The sequence below is a fragment of the Rhodoblastus acidophilus genome (assembly GCF_009720655.1).
Lineage (GTDB): Bacteria > Pseudomonadota > Alphaproteobacteria > Rhizobiales > Beijerinckiaceae > Rhodoblastus > Rhodoblastus acidophilus_A.
The window spans coordinates 227,567-247,399 of the sequence record NZ_WNKS01000001.1 but is presented as its reverse complement, the minus strand read 5'-3'; the positions used below and the strand labels follow the sequence as shown (position 1 = coordinate 247,399).

Sequence of the window (19,833 nt, the reverse complement as noted above, 5' to 3'; positions counted from 1 at the left end):
GCAACCGACCTGAAATATGTCAATAGAACTGACATATTTAGCGCCGCCGCGAAGGGGACCTCATGGAACAGGCCTTGCAGCGCCAGACCGCCCCGCCCCGCCCGCCCGTGGAGCCGTCGGCGCCCGAACCGATGTTCGACCTGATCGAAGCCCTGTTCTTCGCCTATCGCGATTTCGTCGGCGACGCCGACCGGCTGCTGCTGCGCTACAATTTCGGCCGCGCCCATCATCGCGTGCTCTATTTTGTTGACCGCCGCCCCGGCCTGTCCGTCGCCGAACTGCTCGATCTCTTAAAGATCACCAAGCAGAGCCTCAGCCGCGTCTTGAAGGAGTTGATCGACGGCGATTACATCGAGCAGCGACCCGGTCTCGCCGACCGGCGCCAGCGGCTGCTGTTCGCCACGGACGCCGGTCACGCGCTGGCGCTGGAGATCGCCCACGTCCAATCGCGGCGGTTCGCCACGGCGCTGGCGAAACTGCCGGCCGGCGCCCGCGAGCAGGGCGCGGCGTTTCTGGCCGCCATCAGCGATGCGGGGGAAGGCAAATGACGGAGATTCCGACCCCGCAAGACGACGCGCCCCACGTTCTCCTGGTCGATGACGACCGCCGCATCCGGCACTTGCTGTCGCGCGTGCTGCAGCGCGAGGGCTATCGCGTCACCACGGCCGTCAGCGCCGAGGACGCCGGCGCGCATCTGAAACTGCTGCATTTCGACCTGATCGTCCTCGACGTGATGATGCCGGGCGAAAACGGCTACCAGTTCGCCCAGCGGCTGCGGGCGGAGGCGAGCGAAATCGGCCGGGCGCCGATCCTGATGCTGACCGCCCGCGCCGAACTGGAAGACCGCATCAAGGGGCTGGAGGCCGGCGTCGACGATTATCTGGCGAAGCCCTACGATGTCCGCGAACTGACCCTGCGGGTCGCCGCGCTGCTGCGCCGCTCGCGCCCGGTGGCGACGGCGGCCTCGCCAAACCCCGCCCGGTTCGGCGACTTCAGCTTCGATCCCGACCGCGGCGAGTTGAAAAGGGGCGACGAACTCATCCGCATCACCGAGCGCGAACGCGACATGCTGCGCATCCTCAGCGAAAACCCCGGCGAGACCGTGACGCGCGAAGCGCTGGGCGGCGGCGAGGCGGGCAACGAGCGCACCGTGGACGTTCAGGTCAATCGCCTCCGCCGAAAGATCGAGGAAGACCCGGCGAACCCCCTGCTGCTGCAAACCGTGCGCGGCATCGGCTACAGGCTGGCGGCGGAGCGATGAGTTTTTTCGGGCGACTGCTCGTCCCGTGGCAAAAATTCACGCGCGTCCTGGCGAGCGTGATGCCCAAGGGTCTTTACGCGCGGTCGCTGCTGATCGTCATCGCGCCCATGGTGCTGCTGCAATCGGCCATCGCCGTGGTGTTCATGGAGCGCCACTGGAACCTCGTCACCTTTCGCCTGTCCAATGCGGTGAGCCAGGACATAGCGGCGCTGATCGACATCCACCGCGAGTTCGGCGCCTATGACAAGGGCGACGAAAAGCTTGAGGAGATCGCGCGCAAGCGTTTCGGCTTCGACGCCGAAATTTTGCCTCCGGGACCGCTGCCGCCCGCCCTGCCCCGCCCGTTCTTCTCCCTGCTCGACCGCGCGCTGTCGCAGGAAATCGGCAGGCTGATCCCGCTGCCGTTCTGGATCGACACGGTGGGCCAGTCGGATTTCCTCGAAGTGCGCGTCGATCTCGGCGACGGCATTTTGCGCATCGTCGCCCGGCGCAGCCAGGCCTATGCCTCGAACACCCACATTTTCATCGTCTGGATGATGAGCACGGCGGCGGTGCTGATCGTGGTCGCCATCCTGTTCATGCGCAACCAGATTCGCCCGATCATGGCGCTGGCCGACGCGGCGGAGGAGTTTGGCAAAGGCCGCGAAGTCGAGTTCCGCCCGCGCGGCGCCCGCGAGGTGCGCCGCGCCGCCTACGCCTTCCTGGAAATGAAGCGCCGCATCGAGCGCGCCATCGAGCAGCGCACCACCATGCTCAACGGCGTGAGCCACGACCTGCGCACCATCCTGACGCGCTTCAAGCTGTCTCTCGCCCTGCTGCCGGACGAGCCGGAAGTGCAGGACATGGCCGGCGACGTCAACGAAATGCAGCGCATGCTCGAAGCCTATCTGGCCTTCGCGCGAGGCGATTTGGGAGAGGTGGCCTCGCCCACCAACATTCCCGCCTTACTCGATGTTCTGCGGCAGGAATCCGAGCGCCTGGGACACAAGACCCTTGTGACCTATGCCGGCGAGCCCATCGCCACCGTCCGCCCCGACGCCTTCAAGCGCTGCCTCGCCAACCTGCTCGTCAACGGCTTGCGCCATGGCGAAACCATCGCGCTCGAAGGCTCATGCGACCGCAAATTCCTGCAAATCCACGTCGATGACGACGGCCCTGGCATTCCCGCCGACAAGCGCGAGGACGTGTTCCGGCCTTTCGTGCGTCTCGACGAGGCGCGCAACCAGGACGAGGGCGGCACCGGCCTCGGCCTCGCCATCGCCCGCGACATCGCCCGCTCGCACGGCGGCGACATTTATCTCTCCACCTCCCCGCTCGGCGGCCTGCGCGCCAGCGTGCGGGTGCCCGTCTAAATCTTGGAGTTTTGTATGGACCTCGTCAAAATCGCGCTGGACGACCTCTCGGGCGCCGAAACTTTTCCGCTCGATGCGCTGATGACGCTGCGCCAGCGCTGGAGCGAGGCGCGCGATCCCTTGCTTTCGGCATTGAACGCCTATGCCTCGGGCGCGGACCGTTCGCCGGAAAACGCCTCCCAAGCTTTTTTTGGCCTGCATCTGCTCGCGGAAAAGCGCGACGCGGCGGCCTTTGCGCCGCTGGTCTCCGTGGCGCTTGAGGGCGAACCGCTCTACGACATGATCGGCGACGGCGCGACCGAAACGCTTCCCAGCCTGTTGATCAGCCTGTGCGATGGCGATTTCGCCGCGCTGCGAAAACTGGTGGAGACCCCGGAAGCCGACGAATGGGCGCGCGTCGCGGCGATTGAAGCGCTGTGCTGGTTCACCCACAAGGGCGAAATCCCGGCCGAGGAGACGCGCGAAAATTTCACGAACTGGTTCGAAACCCTGTTGCCGCGCGAGACGCATGTGGTCTGGTACGGCATGCAGACGGGGGTGGCGCTGCTGGGTTTTGGCGACATGGAGCCCCTGGTCGCGCGCGCCTTCCGGCAAAAACTCGTCGACAACACGATTCTGGCCTTCGAGGATTTCCAGGACGACCTGCGCGCCGCCCGCGCCGACCGCGACGGTTTTTTCAAGGAGCGCGGCTTGCAGCCGATCGAGGACGCCGTGGCGGCGCTGGAGGTTTTCGACGTCGACGAAGAGGATTTCGCGCCGGCGCCGGCCGAGAACAAATTCCGAAATGTCGGCCGCAACGACCCCTGCCCCTGCGGCAGCGGCAAAAAATTCAAAAAATGCTGTCTGGGGAAGGAGTAGCGGTTCCACAAATCCGCGAACTGTCGCTTTAGCGCCGCAAACGTCATGTCGTCATGGCCGGGCTTGTCCCGGCCATCCACGCGGCGCCGCAATGCGAACTGTCGCGGAATTTTCCCTCGCGGGTCGGCGTGGGCGCCCGGGACAAGCCCGGGCATGATGACCTCAGACTGAATCGCTCGCGGAACGGGCGCCTCACCCCTTCTCATGAAAATGGTCATAAACCAGTTTTGCCGTGGCGGCGGATAAGCCCGGCGTCTTCTCCAAATCCGCCAACGCCGCCCCCGCCACCGCCTTTGCCGTCCCAAAAGCCTGCAACAAAGCCCGCTTGCGCGCCGGCCCAATGCCGGCGATCTCATCGAGCGGATTCTTCACAAACTCCTTCTTGCGCTTGGCGCGATGCGTGCCGATGGCGAAGCGATGCGCCTCGTCGCGCAGCCGCTGGACGAAATAAAGCGCGGGATCGCGCGGCGGCAAACGAAAGGGTTCGCGACCCTCGACAAAAAACGTTTCGCGCCCGGCGTCGCGATCCACGCCCTTGGCGATCGACGCCAGCGTGATCCCCTCCACCCCCAGCTCCCGCATGACCTGAAGCGTCGCGGAAAACTGCCCACGCCCGCCGTCGATCAGGATCAGGTCGGGTTTTTGCGGAAACGCCTCGGGATCGCTGCTGTCCGGCTCCCCCTCTTTCAAGATGCGGGTGAACCGCCGCCCCAAAACCTCGCGCATCATGGCGTAATCGTCGCCGGGCGCGATGTCCGACTTGATGTTGAAGGTGCGGTACTGGTTTTTGACAAACCCCTGGGGCCCCGCGACCACCATCGCTCCGATGGCGGCGGAACCCATAATGTGGGAATTGTCGTAAATCTCGACGCGGCGCGGCGTCTTCTCCATCCCGAACGCCGCGCCCAAAGCGTCCAGCAGCCGCTGCTGCCCGGCGGTGTCGGCGATTTTTCGACCCAGGGCCTCGCGGGCGTTGCGTTGGGCATGGCCAACCAGCTCGGCCTTTTCGCCGCGCTTGGGCACAAAAACCTCGACCTTGTGCCCCGCCCGCGCGGAAAGCGCTTCCGCCAATAGATCGGCCTCCTCGATTTCGTGCGAGAGCAGCACGCAGCGCGGCGCGGGGCGGTCGGCGTAGAATTGCCCCAGGAACGGCCCTAAAACCTCGCCGGGCGTCAAAACCTTGTCGGCGCGGGGAAAATAGGCGCGGTTGCCCCAGTTCTGTCCCGCGCGGATGAACACGGCCTCGACGCAGAACTGCCCGGCCTCCTCGTGCAGCCCAAAAACATCGGCCTCGGGCGTGTTGCGCGGATTGATCCCCTGCTGCGCCTGGATGGCGGCGAGCGCGGCGATGCGGTCGCGCAGCCGCCCGGCGCGCTCGAACTCCAGCTCTTCGGCGGCCGCGTTCATTTCCGCCGCCAGCCGCTCGCGCACCGCGCGCGATTTTCCGCAAAGAAAATCGCGGGCCTCGCGGACCAGCTCATCATAATCGGCGGGCGAAATCTCGGCCGTGCAGGGGCCGGAGCAGCGCTTGATCTGGAACAGCAGACAGGGCCGGGTGCGATTGTCAAAAAAGGAGTTTTCGCAGGTGCGCAGCAGAAACGCCTTTTGCAGCGTGTTGAGCGTGTTGTTGACCGCCCAGACCCCGGCGAACGGCCCGAAATAATCGCCTTTTCGCCCCCGGGCGCCCCTGTGCTTGACGATCTGCGCGCCGCGCTCGTCCTTGGTCAGCAGGATATAGGGAAAACTCTTGTCGTCGCGCAGCAGCACGTTGAAGCGCGGTTTCAGCTGCTTGATCAGATTGGCTTCGAGCAGCAGCGCCTCGACCTCGGTTTCGGTCGAGGCGAACACCATGGTCGTCGTCAGCGCGATCATGCGCGCGATGCGGTTGGTGTGGCCGCTCACGCGCATGTACGAAGCGATGCGTTTTTTTATGCTTTTGGCCTTGCCGACATAAAGCACCGCGCCGTCCTCGGCGAGCATGCGATAGACGCCCGGCCCCGAGGGCGCGTGCTTCCAGTGGTCGCGAATCGCGCGCACGCCGCGTTTCAGCGCGTCAGGACTTTCACACGCATCGAAATCCAGCTCGACGGCCGCCTCGGGCGCAAGCTCCGCGTCGTCTTCGTCGTCCAGATTGGGCGTGTCGGGAAGATCGTTTTCCGGGTCCGGGATCATGACCTAAGCATTAGCCGCAGGTTGATCCAGGTTCTGGACCTCGTGCGATTTTACCGCTAGCACTGAGGTTAACAAACCGTCAACGATAAGAGCAGGGAGTTAACATGGTCGAGCCGAAGGCGTTTTTGCGCGTGTTCGCGGCCCTAACCCCTCTTTTCCTCGCCGGTTGCGGCGGCGACATGGACCCGATCGCCACCGCCACGACGCAAGCCCCGGCGCACAGCGTGATGACGCCTTCCGGCGCAAGCCCCCGCCCCGCCACGCTCGCCGTCACGCAACTCGACGCGCCGGAGCCGCTGAAGTCCAAATTTTTGGCCTTGTTCAACGCCGACGCCGCCAAACAGGACATCGCCCTGACCGACACAGCCGGCGCCCGCTATCTCGCGCGCGGCTACCTCTCCGCCTATCCGACCGACGGCGGCGCCCGCCTCACCTATGTCTGGGACATCTACGACAACAAGGCGCATCGCGCCCAGCGACTCAACGACGAAGTCGCCATCAAGGGCGCATCGCCCGACCCCTGGTCCCTGGTCGACGCCGCGTCGCTGGCGTCCCTCGCCCAGCGCAGCGCCGACGAGGTCGCCGCCTATCTCTCCAACACGCCGGAAGCCCTGGCGGCGGCGCAAACACCCAGCCGCGCGCTGTCCTACGCGCCGATTCGATAAAAGCCGGCAAAAAGCCGGGTGCGACTTCAAGTCTTTAACGAAAATGCGACAGCATTCGCGCCACGGCATTGTTCATCGCCGGTCGCGCTGCTAAGACGCCGCCAACCCTCAACGTAGCGACACGAGATGTCTGGCGTCATGAAAATTCTTGCGGGCAATTCCAATCGGCCCCTGAGCGAGGCCATCGCGGCCTATCTCGGCGTCCCCCTGACCAAATGTCAGGTCCGCCGCTTCGCCGACATGGAAGTCTTCGTCGAAATCCTGGAAAACGTGCGCGGACAGGACACTTTTGTCGTCCAAAGCACCTCCTTCCCCACCAATGACCATCTGATGGAGGCGTTGATCATGATCGACGCCCTGCGCCGCGCCTCCGCGCGCCGCATCACGGCGGTCATGCCCTATTTCGGCTACGCCCGGCAGGACAGAAAGCCCGGCCCCCGCACCCCGATCTCGGCGAAACTGGTGGCCAACCTGATCACCCGCGCCGGCGCCGACCGCGTGCTCACCGTCGATCTCCACGCCGGCCAGATCCAGGGTTTTTTCGACATTCCCACCGACAACCTGTTTGCCGCCCCGGTTCTGGTGCGCGACATCCAGGACAAGCTTGACCTCTCCAACGTGATGGTGGTGTCGCCCGACGTCGGCGGCGTTGTTCGCGCCCGCGCGCTGGCCAAGCGCATCAACGCGCCGCTCGCCATCGTCGACAAGCGCCGCGAGCGCGCCGGGGAATCAGAGGTGATGAACATCATCGGCGAGGTGAAGGGCAAAAGCTGCATTCTCGTCGACGACATCATCGATTCCGGCGGCACGCTGTGCAATGCGGCGGAAGCCCTGCTCAACGAGGGCGCGGCGGACGTGCGCGCCTACATCACCCATGGCGTGCTCTCGGGCGGCGCGGTGGCGCGCATTTCGTCGTCGAAGCTGAAGGAACTGGTGATCACCGATTCCATCCAGTCCACGGAAGCGGTGCGGGTGGCGAAGAACATCCGGGTCGTCTCGATCGCGCCGCTGATCGGCGAGGCGATCGACAGGACCGCGAAGGAAGAAAGCGTGTCCAGCCTGTTCAACTGATCCGATTTCCGAACGATCCGTTCGGAAACTTATTCCGCTCGCGCGGAAATCCCCTTCGCCTGGAGGATTTCCGCGCGATTTCGTTTTCGCGGATCGCGACGCGATCTTGCGGAAACCTTACGACAGGCGCGCGCCCGTCGATTTCGAGGGATTTCAAGCTGGGGGCGCGGCCCTGCGTCGAGCCGCCCTGTTGCATCCGAAGGGAAGGGCGGGATATGGCTAAACTGCCCCATTTCCGTGAGCCCGCAATGACCTTCGAACAAGACCTCAAAACCATCATCCGCACCATTCCCGACTATCCCAAGCCGGGCATCATGTTCCGCGACATCACCACGTTGCTCGGCGACGCCCGCGCCTTCCGCCGCGCGGTGGACGAGCTTGTGCAACCCTTCGCCGGCCAGAAGATCGACGCGGTCGCCGGCATGGAGGCGCGCGGCTTCATTCTCGGCGGCGCCGTGGCGCATCAATTGTCCGCCGGCTTCATTCCGATCCGCAAGAAGGGCAAGCTGCCGCACACCACGGTTTCCATGTCCTACACGCTCGAATACGGCGTCGACGAGATGGAAATGCATGCGGACGCGGTCAAGCCGGGCGAAAAGGTTCTGCTCGTCGACGATTTGATCGCCACCGGCGGCACCGCCTGCGGCGCCATCAAACTGCTGCGCCAGATGGGGGCCGAAGTGATCGCCGCCTGTTTCGTCATCGACCTGCCGGAACTCGGCGGCGCCGAACAGCTCGGCGCGCTGAACGTGCCGGTGCGCTCGCTGATCGCCTTCGAGGGACACTGAACTGACTTGGCGGGACGCGCCGCGCTGCGCGTCCCCAATATCGCGTTCGGCTCCGCGCAAGCCAGTGCGTTGAAAATCGCAGGGTTGGAAAGCCGCGCGCCGCGCGGCGAGGAAAGAGTCCGATGCGTTACGAGCGCCGCGCGTCCATACGGCACAAGATTTTCGACCATGTCGAAGCCGTGATCTTCTATGGCGAGCTGCAAATCCGCGCGACCATCGCCGATATTTCGAACGACGGCCTGCGCCTGGTGATCGACGAAAGCGAAACCCAGCCCCTGCCCCCGTCGCTGGAGGTCGGAACGCATATCGAGGTCGCGGTCAGGGCGGACGACCGCGCCATGGAGTGCGAGGTGCGGCGCATTGGCGAGGGCGAACTCGGCCTGCGCTATTTCGACGGCGTCAGCAACGCCCGGCGCAAGGCGCTGATCGCCAGGATCGTCCCGTCTCCGCCGGCCGATCAGCCTATTTCTTCTTCATGAAAGCCAGCAAGGCGTAATCGGGCCGATCGCCGGGCGCGCCGGCGATCTGGCTATAGACCAGCGTATCGCCCGCCAGGCGAATGTCGATATCGTCCACTTTCGCGGCGTCGATGGGATTGAGCATCGCCAGGCGATTGCCCTTCACCTTGCCAACCTTGGCGCCGGCCGGAATTTGGCTGGCGACGCCTTTCTGGAACGTCAGCTCGCCATTGTCGCCGAGCGCGAAAGTGTCGACCTCGGTGAAATTCTGGGGGTCCATGCCATCGCAGGTCATGGCCGCCTCGCGCACAACGAACGTTTTGTCATCGCCGCTGAATTTCATCGTGATGTCGCGGCAAAGCACGATCGTGTCGCCCATCTGGAAGGTTCCCTTTCCCTGCCAGACGCCATCGATGAATTTCGCGCTTTCGGCGGCGGCGTCAGCGGCGAGGGCTTGCGCCAGAACGACCAAGAACACCCTGAACATCGTCAACTCCTTCCCTTCAAACAGCGCGCGTCAAAAAAAATCCGCCGGAAGCAATACGCGACGCCCGGACCATTGGTTGCATCGCCGACGAGAGCTTTTTCATGTTTCATGGAAACATGAAAAAGCTCTAGATTCTTGTTTTGACGCGTTTTCTTCACGCGAACCGGCATCCACTTCGCTCGAAAACGCTAGAGCCCGTTCGATGAACTCCCATTCACCGAACGGGCTCTAGCCTTTTGTTTCTACGCGTTTTCTTCACGCGAACCGGCATCCACTTCGCTCGAAAACGCTCTGGGCGCCCAGCCGCCCGGCGTCACGCCAAGGCCGCGCGCAACCGCGCCGCATCCTGAGGAAAATGCGCCTCCAGCCAGGCGAACGCATCGGCCTCCCCCCGGTCGTAGAGCGCGCGGTCGCGGTTGGCGGGATGCCCGCCGTTCTCAGCGTAAAAGTATCCGTGCGAAAACCCGTCGCGCAAATCCCAATGCTTGAAGCGGAATTTTTGCAGCCGCATGCCGCGAAACCAGTCGACGCCGGTGTCCGTGCGGTTCCAGCCGAGCGGCAGGCAGGGACCATGGGGCATGGTCGCGGGCCGGGCCTGGGTCAGATCGATCAGGCAGGCGATCTCGTTCAGCCGGCATTCGAGAAAAGGCATGGGCGAAATTTTGTCGATCTTTTCGACTTTGAGCCGCGGCCCCGGATGCGCGCGCACGATCTCGCAGGCTTCCTCGTAGGTCGGCTGAAACGCCTCGTGCCGCGCGCCGTCGCAGCGGCCGGCGTGATGCGCGGGACAGTTCCAGCATTGTCCGATGGGGCCGACGCCCGCCACGCCTTCGCGCGCCATGACAGCGCGCATGCGCCCGATCACATCGTCGAAGAACACGCAATCGTTGTGCGCGATGAAAAGCTGGGCGCGATCGCTGTGCTCCCAGGGCCACTGGTAGCGCACGGACTGCCGATAGGCGGCGTCGCCGAGGCGGCTCGAATCGACCTGGGTCCAGCCGAGATAGAGCGGCGGCCGGTAGACAAAAATTTTCTCGCCGAGCAGCGGCAGAATACGCTCGGGCTGCGCGTCAAAAGGCTGTTCGCGTTCAAGTTGCACGTAAATGCGGTTGATGTGCGCTCCGCTGTGCTTTTGCAGGCTCAGCAGGGTCACGGCGGTGTGGAACGGTTTTCCATAGACCGACATCGCCACGTCGACCGGCTGGTCCATGCGCCTCCCCTCCCCCGTCGCAAGCAAGGGTTAACGTAAATTCCACGAAGTTCAACCGGCCGTCCCGCGCCGCAGGCTTCGCGCGAGTTTCGCCGCCTAGTGTCTCAAAAAACCATGCGGATGCCCTTCATGCGACCGTTGCTCCTGCTTGCAGCCTTTCCGGCGCTTGTTTTCCTGGCCCCGGCCCACGCCGAACCCAAGGTGCGCTGCGCCGTGGGCGAAATCTGCGAACTCACCTTTCCGCTGTTCGCCTGCAAGGACGGAGATCCCTTGAGACGCTGGGTGGAGCTCTATGTCGACGATAGCCGCGCCGCCGCGGAGGCCTATCTGGACACCCAGGAAAAGGCCGGCCAATGCTTGCGCTTCAACAAGGGCGACAAGCTGCGCATCGTCCGCTACATCGGCATGAGCCGGCTGGAGGTGTCGCGCCCCGACGAAAACCAGCGCTGGCTGATGCTGCTGAAATAAGGTTGAGCGCGGGCGCGGCGCGGGCTATGCCCCTCAGGCAACCCGCCGGAGCCGCTGATGTCCGCCACGCTTTGCGCCATCGTCAAGAACGAAGCGCCCTATTTGGTTGAATGGGTCGCCTGGCATCGCATGATCGGTTTCGACCGGATCGTCGTCTATGACAACGAATCGACCGACGAGACCTCCGACCTGCTCAAAAGCTTGCGCGCCATCGGGGCCATCGACGCCCACGTCCCCTGGCCCGTTTCCGAAATCTCGCCGCAGCTTTCGGCCTACCACCATTTTGTGCGCGAATGCCGCACGGACTGGCTGATGTTCCTCGACGCCGACGAATTTTTCGTGCTGAAGCGCGGCGGCGGCGTCAACGCGTTTCTCGCCTCATTCCCGTCCGATGTCGCCTGCATCGGCGTGAACTGGCGGCTGTTCGGCTCCTCCGGCGCGACGGAATTCTCGCCCCGCCCGGTGATGGAGCGGTTTCGCCGCGCCGCCGAAGCGGCGTCGCCGATCAACCGTCACGTCAAAAGCCTGTTCCGACCGGAATGCGTCGACCAGATCCACATGCACGCGCCGTCGCTGGCGAGCGGCCGGGCGGTGCTGGCCAATGGCGCGCCGCTGGAGATGGAGCCGCATGGCGTCGCGACCGAGGTCGACTGGTCGGTCGCCCAGATCAACCATTATTTCTGCAAGAGCCGCGAGGAATACGCGATCAAGCGGGCGCGCGGCCGCGCCAGCCTCGCCAGCGACGATCCCGGCAAATTCGCCAAATACACCGACGGCGTGTTCGACTTCCACGACCTCAACGACGAGCTGGACGACAGCGTCGCGCCCTGGCTGCCGGACCTCGGGCCGATGATCGCCGACCTGCGCCGCCGTCTGTCAGCTCCGGCCCAACAGTCTCAATAAAAGCACCTGATCTCGCCTTCCGCCTGGGCGCGGCGCAGGTCGGCGACCATGTCCTCGAAATTGGCGGCGCGGAACATGGTGACCTGACGACCGACGCCCTGGCGCATGGAGAGCACCGTCTCGGCCTCCACATATTTGTCGTAAGGCATGATCGAGGCGATCATGTCGATCGAGCAGGAACATTTTTTCAGCGCGTCGGGCGTCTGGCCGTTGGCGGCCATGCAGGCGAAGACATAGTCGGCGCGCGCTTCGGTGGGAAAATCGTTGGCCGGCGTCTGCGCAGCCGCCGCGCCCGCCCCGAGCGCGAAAAGCGCGGCGGCCAGAGGCCTAACAGGCTGCTGAAAAAGGCCCGTTCCGATGGCCATGGTTCGAGACGGCTGCTTCGCAGCCTCCTCACCATGAGGGAGTTTATTTATATAAAACATTCTCGTAGCCCTCACCCTGAGGAGCCCGCCTTGGCGGGCGTCTCGAAGGGTGGGGGCGGCCCACGGGTTTTTCAGCAGCCTGCTAATGCTTGCCGGCATAGCGCGTCGTCTCCTCGAACAGCACATCCCCCTTGGCGTCGCGCGCGGAAATGGCGATTTCCGTGATTTCGCCCGGGGCCGCCTCGGAGACGCGGAAGCGATAGGTCAATGTGTCGAGCCCATGCATGCGCGCCTTGTGCGGATCGTCCTTGAACGGCGCCACCTCGACCCGCCAGCCCGGCGCATCGCCAAATCCCTCCGACGGCTCCGGCGTGGCCTTGGCGTTGCGCAGGGCGAGGCGGATCGCCGTCTTCATGTAGCGCGGATTGGCCTGGAAAATGGCGGCGAGGCGCTGAAGATTCTCCTCCAGCATCAGGCTGAGCAGCGGATTGCCGCTCATGTCCTCGAACGGGCCGGCGGCGCGCCGGCGTTCCGCCGAAAACATCTCGACCTCGACCTTTTTCTTGTCCGGGCCATCGCCGGGCTCGACCCGCAGGCCGATGCGGTCGTCGAAGGCGGGTCCGAACAAGCTGGGGTCGGCCGACTTGAAACTGTAGCTGTAGTCGAGTCTGTCGCCCCCCTTGAGCTTTTCCAGTTGCGGGCGCTCGAACAGAATGTCAGCGGCTTGCGGCTCCTGGGTCGCGGAAGCCGAGCCGGCGAACAGCGCGCAAGCGAAGGCCGCCGCGCCAAAGACGGAGAAATGTCGCATGGAAATCAAAACCTTTTGCGCGCGCCCGCTCTGAGAGGACCCGCCGAAGTTGAGGATCAGGCCGGATTCAGCGCGCCGCGCACTTGTAGCCGTTGATGTCGAGCATAAAGCCGCGCCCGCGAACCGTGCTGATGAACGGGCCGCCGACGCGGGTGATCTCCGTGAATTTGGTGCGGAGATAGCCGAGATAGACGTCCACCACGTTGAGCGAGGTGCAGCCCTGGTCGCCCCAGAGCTGATCGTAGATCGAACCCCGGCACACCGGCTGGTTGGCGTTGTCCATGAGGATGCCGAGCAGTTCGGCCTCGCGCTGGGTCAGGCGGATATGGACCTTGCCGAAATGCGCCTGGCGCGTGTGCATGTCGAGCACCAGCTGGCCGACTTTCCGGCGTTCGCGCGAATCGCCGGAGATCGAGCGGTGCATGAGATGCGCCCGCAGCCGCGCGACGAATTCGTCGAATTCGAAGGGCTTGGCGATATAGTCGTCGGCGCCGGCCATCAGCCCGTGGGCGCGGTCGGCGGGATCGTGGCGGTCGCTGAGGAACAGGATGGGTTCGGTGCGGCCATTGCGCCGCATCGCCCGGCAGGTCTCCAAATCGCTGCCGTCGGCCGCCGGCGTGTCGAACACCACTGCGCACGGATTCAGCGCCTTGACGGTCTCCACGGGATCTTCGGCCTCCTGAACGAAGGTCACGTCGAAACCTTCGGCTTTCAAGCCCTCGGCAAGCACGCCGCCGGCGGTCAAATCGTTTTCAATGATCAGAACATTCATGTGTCATGCCCTGCAGTGCGCTTCCTCCCGCATCCAGGTCTGTCGCCCGGATTGCGGCACGCGTGAGAGTAAGTTCTCCCGCCGCCTCTCACAACGAAATAAAATCCTTTCTGTTCCGCTCCAGCCAAAAAATCTTATTATTTTATTCTTAGAAGCTTGGCTTTACGAGTAAAAAACACTTAGAAACAGCGGTTTGCCGCGCGGGGCGGAGCCCTTACAACTTTTCCTGAATGGCCCGCGCCAGGGCGAAGGCGCGCTTCTCCAGCAGCACCGGGCTTTCGCACACATAGGTCAGCGCCTGGGCGCGGTCATCAAAAATGCGCTTGTCCCATTTGAGTTCGGGATGCGCCTTCTCCAGCGCGTCGGGCGCGGTGATGTCCTGCCCATAGCCCTGGCTTTCCTGGGCGTCGGCGGCCTTGTCGGCGTCCTCGCGCACTTTGGCCGCCAGCGCCTTCTGCCCCCGGGCGTAGCGCGTGATCGCCGCCATCACCTTGGCGCGCTCGCCATTGATGAGGTCGAGCGTCCCGTCGAACAGCAGGGTGAGCCGCTTGTCCTTGTCGGCGCCGGCCTCCTTGGCGAAAGCGTCGATCAGCGGTCCCGCCTCCTCCAGCGGCGTGCGCCGCGAGGCCAGCTTTCGCGCCAGCGCCGCCACCTGGGAATCGTCGTCCCAGCGCCCCGAAAAAACCTCCGGCCCCGCCCAGATCGCGGCGCGGCTGATCGCCCCTGTCTTGCGCTGCTGGCAAGGCCAGTCGTCATCCACGGGAGGACCGCCGGCAAGCGCGGGCGTGGCGAGAACGAGCAGGAGCGGAAGAATTTTTCGCATCTCGGCTTTCAGTTGGGCGAGGCGGCGACGCCCAGAGGCGCCTGTCCCACCGGAATGGATTTTATCGCTTTCAACGCGGCGACATCGATGACGGTGACGTCGTTCGAATTGCCATTGGCGGTGAACAGATATTTTTCGTCCGGGGTCAGCGCCATATGCCAGACCCTCTGGCCCACCAGAATATATTTTCGAATTTCAAAAGTTTCGGCGTCGACCACGGCGACGCGGTTGGCGGGGCCGAGCGCAACAAACACGGTCTTGCCGTCGGCGGTCACGCGCATGCCGACCGGCTGCACCTCCTCGCGGGTGAGGCCGGGCACATCGAAGCGCAATTTTTTCAGAATCTGGCGGGTCTTGGCGTCGATCACCGAAACGGTTCCGCCGACCTCGGAACTCACCCATAACTTTGAACCGTCCGGCGTGAACAGAGCGTAGCGCGGGCGCTTGTCCACCAGCACATTGTCGATGCGCGCAAAAGTTTTCGCATCGATGAAATGCGCCATATTGGTGGTCTCAGAGGTGTTGACCAGCACGGACCCGTCGGGGCTCAGCGTCATGCCCTCGGGCTCGACGCCAACAGGCACATTGGCGACCACCTGGTTCTTCTTCACGTCGAGCACGGTGACCTGCGCATTGTCCTCGTTGGCGATGTAGAGCAGGTCGCCGGCGGCGTTCATGACGAACTGCTCGGGGTCCGGCCCGGACGACAGCGTGCGCAAAAGCTTCATGGAGGTTGTGTCGAAGACTTGCACCCCGTCCTCGTCGCTGGCGCAGACATAGAGCAGTTTGCCGTCGGGGCTCACCCCAACGCCGCGCGGCCGACGCCCCGCCTTCACGGTCTGGGTCACGGCGAGCGTATCGCTGTCGATCACGGTGATGTCGTTGGATTTCTCATTGGTGACATAAAGGCGCGTCGCGCCAGCGGGGCTGGCGAGCAGACAGGCGAGAAGGGCAAGGCGCAACGCGTTCATGATTTCCCCGGTTTGCAGGCGCTTTCGGTCTCATCGACGCCCAGCGTGTCCAACGTGCTCCGCTGATGCAAAAAACCCGGCTGGGGGGCGAGGCCGACCAGCGATTTCGGCTGCGCCAACAGAATGGCCTGACGCAATTGCCGGTCCCACGGACGAAAACTCGCCGCCGCGCCCTTGAAGATGGCGAGGGTGGAGTTCGGGCCTTGCAGGGTGTTGGCGATTTTTTGCGGATCGGCGGCGCGCAGCTCCGTCACCGCCTCGCCGATGGCGCGCACGGCGATCCAGGCCTGATAATCGATGGGCCGCATCCGCCGCTTGGTCATGCGCACAAAACGGTTTTGCAGCTGTTCCGCGCCATAGGCGGTATGGGTCGGATGCCACGAAACAGGGATCAATCCCTGCGTGCCCGCGACCAGACGCGGCTCGGAGGTTCGGTACAAAATATAGTCGCCGAAATCCTCGGCCTCATCGGCGACAACGACCATGTCGGCGTCCACGCCCCGCGAAAAGGTGAGCGCTTCGGCTTGCGTGATCGCATCGGAGCGGGCGCGCGCGAGCGGCCCAAAGGTCCAGGGCTTTTCGGCGACAATTTTGGCGCCGAATTTTTTCGCCGAGGCGCGAACCGCGTCGGCATAGGCGGCGTCTTCGGCATTGGGGCCGGGAACGAGCAAGATTTTGTTCCAGCGGCGCACGGCGAGATACTGGAACAGCGCATCGGTGAGCATGGCGCGGCTCGGCGCGGTATGAAAAAGATTGGAGCGGCACCCGGCGCCGCGCAAAAAATCGTCTGTCGCCCCGGCGTTGAACAGCAGCGCGCCCTCGGCCTTCAGCGCATCGGCCAGCGCCAGCGTCTCGTTGGCCGGCAGGGCGCTGACGAACAATTTTTTGCCCTGCGCCAGCAGCGGCTTGATCGCCTCAACCGGGTTCTCGTCTTCGCCCAACTCGACGTTTTGCAGGTCAAAAATCTGATTGAGGAACGCCCCGGTGGTGGCGTTTTCCTGCAACGCCAGCCTCGCCCCGTCAAAACCTTCGCCGGGCGGCGGGGGATCGATCACATAGGGCGGCGAAGGCGCGCGGGCATGGGCGACGAAAGCGATTTCGACTTTCAGCGGCGGCTCGGCGGCGGCGGCCGCAACGTAACCCAGCGCAAGACTGGCGAGGGCCAAAGCGCGACCGAAGCGCCGGAGGGCGGATAAGCCGGGCATTGCTTGCGTCATGACGAAGAATTGAACGCATTATTTCTAAGCCGTCAATGTGAAAATCATAAGAGATTACTAAGACGCCCGCCCATGCGGCGCAGGAAGGGCCGTGCCATAATCATGGTGCGATAGTCTAGCCGCAGTATGAAATATTTTTCGCGGTGGCGTTCGTGGAATTGGCGCCTTTTGAATTTACGAATGCTTGCGGGGCAACCGCACGCGAAAGTGGAGGCTTCGGCGATGCTGAAACAGCTCATGAAACTCTTCGGTGGCTCCGGGGACGATGCAGGCCCGGCGGCCGGGAACACGACATCCACCATGACCCGCAGGGAGGGGCCCATGCTCAAGCTTCATCCATCGATCGACAATGGACTGAGGAAGGGAAGCGCCAGTTTCGCTGGCGGGACGCTGAGCTGCAAATGCGCCAGCAATCCTGTGCAGGTGCAGATCACCGGCAATGTCGCGCACAACCACGCCTGCGGCTGCACAAAATGCTGGAAGCCGGATGGCGCAGTCTTTTCAGTCGTCGCGGTGGTCTCCCGTGACAACCTCCGGGTGGTTTCCGGCGCCGACAAGCTGCAAATCGTCGATCCCTCCGCGACGATCCAGCGCCACGCCTGCCGCGACTGCGGCGTGCACATGTACGGCCGCATCGAGAACAAGAATCATCCGTTCTACGGTCTCGACTTCGTCCACACCGAACTGTCGCGCGAGCAGGGCTGGCAGGAGCCGCAATTCGCCGCCTTCGTGTCGTCGATCATCGAGTCCGGCTTCCCGCCGGCGAAGATGGGCGACGTTCGCGCCCAGATCAAGTCGATCGGCCTGGAGCCCTACGACTGCCTGTCGCCGCCGCTGATGGACGCCATCGCCACCCACGTCGCCAAGGCCGCGGGCAAGCTGGCGGCGTGATCTCCTTCTCCCCTTGCGGGAGAAGGTGGCCCCGAAGGGGCCGGATGAGGGGTTCGTCCCCTGCGCCCGGCGCCCCCTCGGAATGACCGGCGTCGGCGCTTGCGCCGACGCTTTGTTTTCAAAAGTCTCCCCGTCATGCCCGGGCTTGTCCCGAGCATCCACGCCATGACGTCGCCCGCGGATCCAGAACGGTCCCGGCGCTTCGGGCGTTCTTTCTCGGGTGGCGCGCTCCATGCCGGCGTGGATGGCCGGGACAAGCCCGGCCATGACGGCCGAAGGATCGCGCCATTCGCGTGCAAACCTGGAGCATTCATGGAAACCATTTCCACCAACACGTCTCATGGCGGCGTGCAGGGCGTCTATCGCCAAGACTCCCGCGAGACGAAAACCCCGATGACGTTCAGCGTCTTTGTCCCCCCCCAGGCGGCGGCGGGCCAAAAAGTCCCCGTGCTGTGGTATCTCTCCGGCCTCACCTGCACCCACGCCAATGTCACGGAAAAAGGCGAATTCCGCGCGGCGGCGGCCCAACATGGAGTCATGGTCGTCTGTCCCGACACCTCGCCCCGGGGCGAGGATGTGCCCGACGAAAAGGACAATTGGCAGTTCGGCTCCGGCGCCGCGTTTTATCTCGACGCCACGCAAGCGCCCTATGATCGCAACTACCGCATGTATTCCTATATCGCCGAGGAATTGCCCCGGCTGATCGCGGAACATTTTCCCGCAGACATGTCGCGACAGGGCATTTTCGGCCATTCCATGGGCGGCCATGGCGCGCTGACGCTGGCGCTCAAGCATCCCGACCGTTTCAAGAGCTGCTCCGCCTTCGCGCCGATCGTGCAGCCCTCGACCAGCGACTGGTCGATTCCCGCGCTCACCAAATTTTTGGGACCGGACGAGTCCGCCTGGCGCGACTACGACGCCACGCTGCTGATCGCCGACGGCAAAAGGTTCAAGGAATTCCTGGTGGACCAGGGCGCGGCCGATTCCTTCCTGCAAAAAGGCCTGAAACCGTGGCTGCTGGAGGAAGCGTGCAAAAAGGCCGGCATTCCGCTCACGCTCAACATGCGCGAGGGCTACGACCATTCCTATTATTTCATTTCGACCTTCATGGCCGACCACATCGCCTGGCACAGCGCGCGGCTTTAGGAAACCAGGTGAAACACCCAAATCACAGGGGCTGTATGTCAGGCGACAGCCTCGATCCGCCCCCTCGCCCCGCCTGAGCGGGGAGAGGGCTGGGGTGAGGGGCTGGGGCGTTAGCCCCGATGTCGTCTGGAAAGCATCGGGTCGCACGGCATCCCGCGACGATTCCGCGTTCAGACGCTGTCGTGATGATTTTGACCTATCGCCTGAGCCGCCTATACCGCGAGACGGCGGCCAACCTCCTCACCCCCGCAGGTGAGGGCCCCTTCTCGAAGCATCAGCTTGCATCACATCGACGATCTCGAGCGCAGCGGAACCGCGCAGCCGTGAAAACGTCGGAAAGAATGTCTCAGTAAGCGGCGCCGTCGGCGGCAAACGTCTGGCCGAATTCGGCGCCGGTCGAATCCTTCGCCTCGATGCGCACCGGCTGGCCGTTGGCGAGATAGCTGAAGCGGAACGTCGGGTCCTCGGACAGCGAAATGCCGTTTTCCATGGAGAACAACAGGTTTTCCCCCTGACGCACCCGCACCTGCGTCACGTACCAGGCGGGCGTGTACATGCGGGTGAGCTGGTCCATCTGCATGCCGGAATAATTGGGATGGCGGATCATCGCCTGCGCTTCCGCCATGCCCTGCCCCGCAAAGGTGCGGAAGCGCATTTTTCCGATATTGGCCTTGGCCTCCTCCGGGTTTTTCGAAGCCGGCGCCGAACAGCCGCCCGCCGCCTTCACATAGGCCTTGACCATGTGCAGGGCGCCGCTTTCGGTTTCGGCGATCACCCGCACATAGGAATAGGAATTGACGCGCAGGCGCAGGGCAAAATCGAAAGCCCCCGCATCGGCGCCGCGCCTGAGCGTGGTGACCAGCGGCGAGGGATTTTCATCGACGATCACGGTCGCGGCGACAACCCGATCCCCTTTTTCCCGAGCCGGAAACTTGAGCTGCACGGGCACCAGCGCGGCGTCCTCGGCGCGCACCGGCGCGTCGAGCGTCACATAGCCAGCCGCCTCATCGATGGGTTTTTCGAAAAACATCGGCTTGAGGCCAACCCAGGTGTCTTCGCCCGGGGCGGTCTGCGCGTGGGCGGCGACCGGCAGAAGCAGGGCGCATTGCAGCAACAGGCGACGGTTCGGCATGGCGGCCTCCTGGCC

At 64.0% G+C, this 19,833-nt stretch carries 22 protein-coding genes; 12 read left to right on the top strand and 10 right to left on the bottom strand.

Annotated features, from left to right (window positions below; all coding sequences use genetic code 11):
• The first annotated feature begins 62 nt into the window (after positions 1–62).
• From GJ654_RS01145 to GJ654_RS01130, 4 genes are read left to right on the top strand one after another with little or no spacing between them, the layout of a single operon-like run.
• Positions 63–548, top strand: coding sequence for a MarR family winged helix-turn-helix transcriptional regulator (locus GJ654_RS01145; protein ID WP_155444252.1), 486 nt, complete (start codon positions 63–65; stop codon positions 546–548).
• On the top strand, positions 545–1,261 hold the full coding sequence (locus GJ654_RS01140; protein ID WP_155444251.1) for a response regulator transcription factor: 717 nt from the start codon (positions 545–547) through the stop codon (positions 1,259–1,261). Before GJ654_RS01145 ends, GJ654_RS01140 begins: the two co-directional genes overlap by 4 nt.
• A complete protein-coding gene (locus GJ654_RS01135; protein ID WP_155444250.1) occupies positions 1,258–2,613 on the top strand; it encodes an ATP-binding protein in 1,356 nt (451 codons plus the stop codon). The genes GJ654_RS01140 and GJ654_RS01135 overlap by 4 nt, the downstream gene beginning before the upstream one ends.
• 15 nt (positions 2,614–2,628) lie before the next feature.
• Entirely contained in the window at positions 2,629–3,471 is an 843-nt protein-coding gene (locus GJ654_RS01130; protein ID WP_155444501.1) for a DUF1186 domain-containing protein, read from the top strand.
• A 192-nt stretch (positions 3,472–3,663) separates the two neighbouring features.
• Here GJ654_RS01130 and uvrC read toward each other — a convergent pair whose 3' ends face one another.
• Positions 3,664–5,643 carry an excinuclease ABC subunit UvrC gene (uvrC, locus tag GJ654_RS01125; RefSeq protein ID WP_155444249.1) on the bottom strand — a complete coding sequence of 660 codons (1,980 nt, stop codon included), beginning with the start codon at positions 5,641–5,643 and terminating at the stop codon, positions 3,664–3,666.
• Between the two features lie 104 nt (positions 5,644–5,747).
• Between uvrC and GJ654_RS01120 the strand changes: the two genes are divergently transcribed.
• From GJ654_RS01120 to GJ654_RS01105, 4 genes are all read left to right on the top strand, one after another.
• The gene (locus tag GJ654_RS01120) at positions 5,748–6,308 is read left to right on the top strand and encodes a hypothetical protein (protein WP_155444248.1); all 561 of its coding nucleotides are present in this window, start codon (positions 5,748–5,750) and stop codon (positions 6,306–6,308) included.
• A 138-nt stretch (positions 6,309–6,446) separates the two neighbouring features.
• Entirely contained in the window at positions 6,447–7,379 is a 933-nt protein-coding gene (locus GJ654_RS01115) for a ribose-phosphate pyrophosphokinase (RefSeq protein ID WP_155444247.1), read from the top strand.
• A 248-nt stretch (positions 7,380–7,627) separates the two neighbouring features.
• Positions 7,628–8,167, top strand: coding sequence for an adenine phosphoribosyltransferase (locus GJ654_RS01110; protein WP_155444246.1), 540 nt, complete (start codon positions 7,628–7,630; stop codon positions 8,165–8,167).
• Between the two features lie 122 nt (positions 8,168–8,289).
• A complete protein-coding gene (locus tag GJ654_RS01105) occupies positions 8,290–8,646 on the top strand; it encodes a PilZ domain-containing protein (protein ID WP_155444245.1) in 357 nt (118 codons plus the stop codon).
• On the opposite strand, the gene GJ654_RS01100 is transcribed toward GJ654_RS01105, so the two are convergent.
• Both GJ654_RS01100 and GJ654_RS01095 read right to left on the bottom strand, forming a co-directional pair.
• Positions 8,630–9,112, bottom strand: a complete 483-nt coding sequence (locus GJ654_RS01100) for a hypothetical protein (RefSeq protein WP_155444244.1) — start codon at positions 9,110–9,112, stop codon at positions 8,630–8,632. The genes GJ654_RS01105 and GJ654_RS01100 overlap by 17 nt on opposite strands.
• A 313-nt stretch (positions 9,113–9,425) precedes the next feature.
• On the bottom strand, positions 9,426–10,322 hold the full coding sequence (locus tag GJ654_RS01095) for a hypothetical protein (RefSeq protein WP_155444243.1): 897 nt from the start codon (positions 10,320–10,322) through the stop codon (positions 9,426–9,428).
• Positions 10,323–10,451: 129 nt separating this feature from the next.
• Here GJ654_RS01095 and GJ654_RS01090 point away from each other — a divergent pair, with 129 nt between their 5' ends.
• Complete coding sequence (locus GJ654_RS01090) at positions 10,452–10,790, top strand: hypothetical protein (protein WP_155444242.1); 339 nt, start codon at positions 10,452–10,454, stop codon at positions 10,788–10,790.
• 57 nt (positions 10,791–10,847) lie between these two features.
• The gene (locus GJ654_RS01085) at positions 10,848–11,693 is read left to right on the top strand and encodes a glycosyltransferase family 2 protein (protein WP_155444241.1); all 846 of its coding nucleotides are present in this window, start codon (positions 10,848–10,850) and stop codon (positions 11,691–11,693) included.
• On the opposite strand, the gene GJ654_RS01080 is transcribed toward GJ654_RS01085, so the two are convergent.
• The 6 genes from GJ654_RS01080 to GJ654_RS01055 form a co-directional block, all read right to left on the bottom strand.
• Positions 11,687–12,058 carry a hypothetical protein gene (locus GJ654_RS01080; RefSeq protein WP_155444240.1) on the bottom strand — a complete coding sequence of 124 codons (372 nt, stop codon included), beginning with the start codon at positions 12,056–12,058 and terminating at the stop codon, positions 11,687–11,689. The genes GJ654_RS01085 and GJ654_RS01080 overlap by 7 nt on opposite strands.
• Positions 12,059–12,200: 142 nt before the next feature.
• The gene (locus GJ654_RS01075; protein WP_155444239.1) at positions 12,201–12,866 is read right to left on the bottom strand and encodes a hypothetical protein; all 666 of its coding nucleotides are present in this window, start codon (positions 12,864–12,866) and stop codon (positions 12,201–12,203) included.
• Between the two features lie 67 nt (positions 12,867–12,933).
• A complete protein-coding gene (locus GJ654_RS01070; RefSeq protein WP_155444238.1) occupies positions 12,934–13,638 on the bottom strand; it encodes a response regulator transcription factor in 705 nt (234 codons plus the stop codon).
• 214 nt (positions 13,639–13,852) lie between these two features.
• Entirely contained in the window at positions 13,853–14,461 is a 609-nt protein-coding gene (locus tag GJ654_RS01065) for a hypothetical protein (RefSeq protein WP_155444237.1), read from the bottom strand.
• An 8-nt stretch (positions 14,462–14,469) separates the two neighbouring features.
• Positions 14,470–15,432, bottom strand: coding sequence for a PQQ-dependent catabolism-associated beta-propeller protein (locus GJ654_RS01060; protein ID WP_155444236.1), 963 nt, complete (start codon positions 15,430–15,432; stop codon positions 14,470–14,472).
• Positions 15,429–16,637, bottom strand: a complete 1,209-nt coding sequence (locus GJ654_RS01055) for an ABC transporter substrate-binding protein (protein ID WP_246664522.1) — start codon at positions 16,635–16,637, stop codon at positions 15,429–15,431. Before GJ654_RS01055 ends, GJ654_RS01060 begins: the two co-directional genes overlap by 4 nt.
• Before the next feature lie 333 nt (positions 16,638–16,970).
• Here GJ654_RS01055 and gfa point away from each other — a divergent pair, with 333 nt between their 5' ends.
• On the top strand, positions 16,971–17,540 hold the full coding sequence (gene gfa / locus GJ654_RS01050; protein ID WP_155444234.1) for an S-(hydroxymethyl)glutathione synthase: 570 nt from the start codon (positions 16,971–16,973) through the stop codon (positions 17,538–17,540).
• 312 nt (positions 17,541–17,852) lie between these two features.
• Entirely contained in the window at positions 17,853–18,686 is an 834-nt protein-coding gene (gene fghA, locus GJ654_RS01045) for an S-formylglutathione hydrolase (protein WP_155444233.1), read from the top strand.
• 346 nt (positions 18,687–19,032) lie between these two features.
• Here fghA and GJ654_RS01040 read toward each other — a convergent pair whose 3' ends face one another.
• Entirely contained in the window at positions 19,033–19,818 is a 786-nt protein-coding gene (locus GJ654_RS01040) for a quinoprotein dehydrogenase-associated SoxYZ-like carrier (RefSeq protein WP_155444232.1), read from the bottom strand.
• Positions 19,819–19,833: the final 15 nt, after the last annotated feature.

Coding starts and splice junctions, on each gene's coding strand:
- GJ654_RS01145 (WP_155444252.1), top strand. CDS start 63: ATGGAACAGGCCTTGCAGCGCCAGACCGCCCCGCCCCGCCCGCCCGTG.
- GJ654_RS01140 (WP_155444251.1), top strand. CDS start 545: ATGACGGAGATTCCGACCCCGCAAGACGACGCGCCCCACGTTCTCCTG.
- GJ654_RS01135 (WP_155444250.1), top strand. CDS start 1,258: ATGAGTTTTTTCGGGCGACTGCTCGTCCCGTGGCAAAAATTCACGCGC.
- GJ654_RS01130 (WP_155444501.1), top strand. CDS start 2,629: ATGGACCTCGTCAAAATCGCGCTGGACGACCTCTCGGGCGCCGAAACT.
- uvrC (WP_155444249.1), bottom strand. CDS start 5,643: ATGATCCCGGACCCGGAAAACGATCTTCCCGACACGCCCAATCTGGAC.
- GJ654_RS01120 (WP_155444248.1), top strand. CDS start 5,748: ATGGTCGAGCCGAAGGCGTTTTTGCGCGTGTTCGCGGCCCTAACCCCT.
- GJ654_RS01115 (WP_155444247.1), top strand. CDS start 6,447: ATGAAAATTCTTGCGGGCAATTCCAATCGGCCCCTGAGCGAGGCCATC.
- GJ654_RS01110 (WP_155444246.1), top strand. CDS start 7,628: ATGACCTTCGAACAAGACCTCAAAACCATCATCCGCACCATTCCCGAC.
- GJ654_RS01105 (WP_155444245.1), top strand. CDS start 8,290: ATGCGTTACGAGCGCCGCGCGTCCATACGGCACAAGATTTTCGACCAT.
- GJ654_RS01100 (WP_155444244.1), bottom strand. CDS start 9,112: ATGTTCAGGGTGTTCTTGGTCGTTCTGGCGCAAGCCCTCGCCGCTGAC.
- GJ654_RS01095 (WP_155444243.1), bottom strand. CDS start 10,322: ATGGACCAGCCGGTCGACGTGGCGATGTCGGTCTATGGAAAACCGTTC.
- GJ654_RS01090 (WP_155444242.1), top strand. CDS start 10,452: ATGCGACCGTTGCTCCTGCTTGCAGCCTTTCCGGCGCTTGTTTTCCTG.
- GJ654_RS01085 (WP_155444241.1), top strand. CDS start 10,848: ATGTCCGCCACGCTTTGCGCCATCGTCAAGAACGAAGCGCCCTATTTG.
- GJ654_RS01080 (WP_155444240.1), bottom strand. CDS start 12,058: ATGGCCATCGGAACGGGCCTTTTTCAGCAGCCTGTTAGGCCTCTGGCC.
- GJ654_RS01075 (WP_155444239.1), bottom strand. CDS start 12,866: ATGCGACATTTCTCCGTCTTTGGCGCGGCGGCCTTCGCTTGCGCGCTG.
- GJ654_RS01070 (WP_155444238.1), bottom strand. CDS start 13,638: ATGAATGTTCTGATCATTGAAAACGATTTGACCGCCGGCGGCGTGCTT.
- GJ654_RS01065 (WP_155444237.1), bottom strand. CDS start 14,461: ATGCGAAAAATTCTTCCGCTCCTGCTCGTTCTCGCCACGCCCGCGCTT.
- GJ654_RS01060 (WP_155444236.1), bottom strand. CDS start 15,432: ATGAACGCGTTGCGCCTTGCCCTTCTCGCCTGTCTGCTCGCCAGCCCC.
- GJ654_RS01055 (WP_246664522.1), bottom strand. CDS start 16,637: ATGCCCGGCTTATCCGCCCTCCGGCGCTTCGGTCGCGCTTTGGCCCTC.
- gfa (WP_155444234.1), top strand. CDS start 16,971: ATGCTCAAGCTTCATCCATCGATCGACAATGGACTGAGGAAGGGAAGC.
- fghA (WP_155444233.1), top strand. CDS start 17,853: ATGGAAACCATTTCCACCAACACGTCTCATGGCGGCGTGCAGGGCGTC.
- GJ654_RS01040 (WP_155444232.1), bottom strand. CDS start 19,818: ATGCCGAACCGTCGCCTGTTGCTGCAATGCGCCCTGCTTCTGCCGGTC.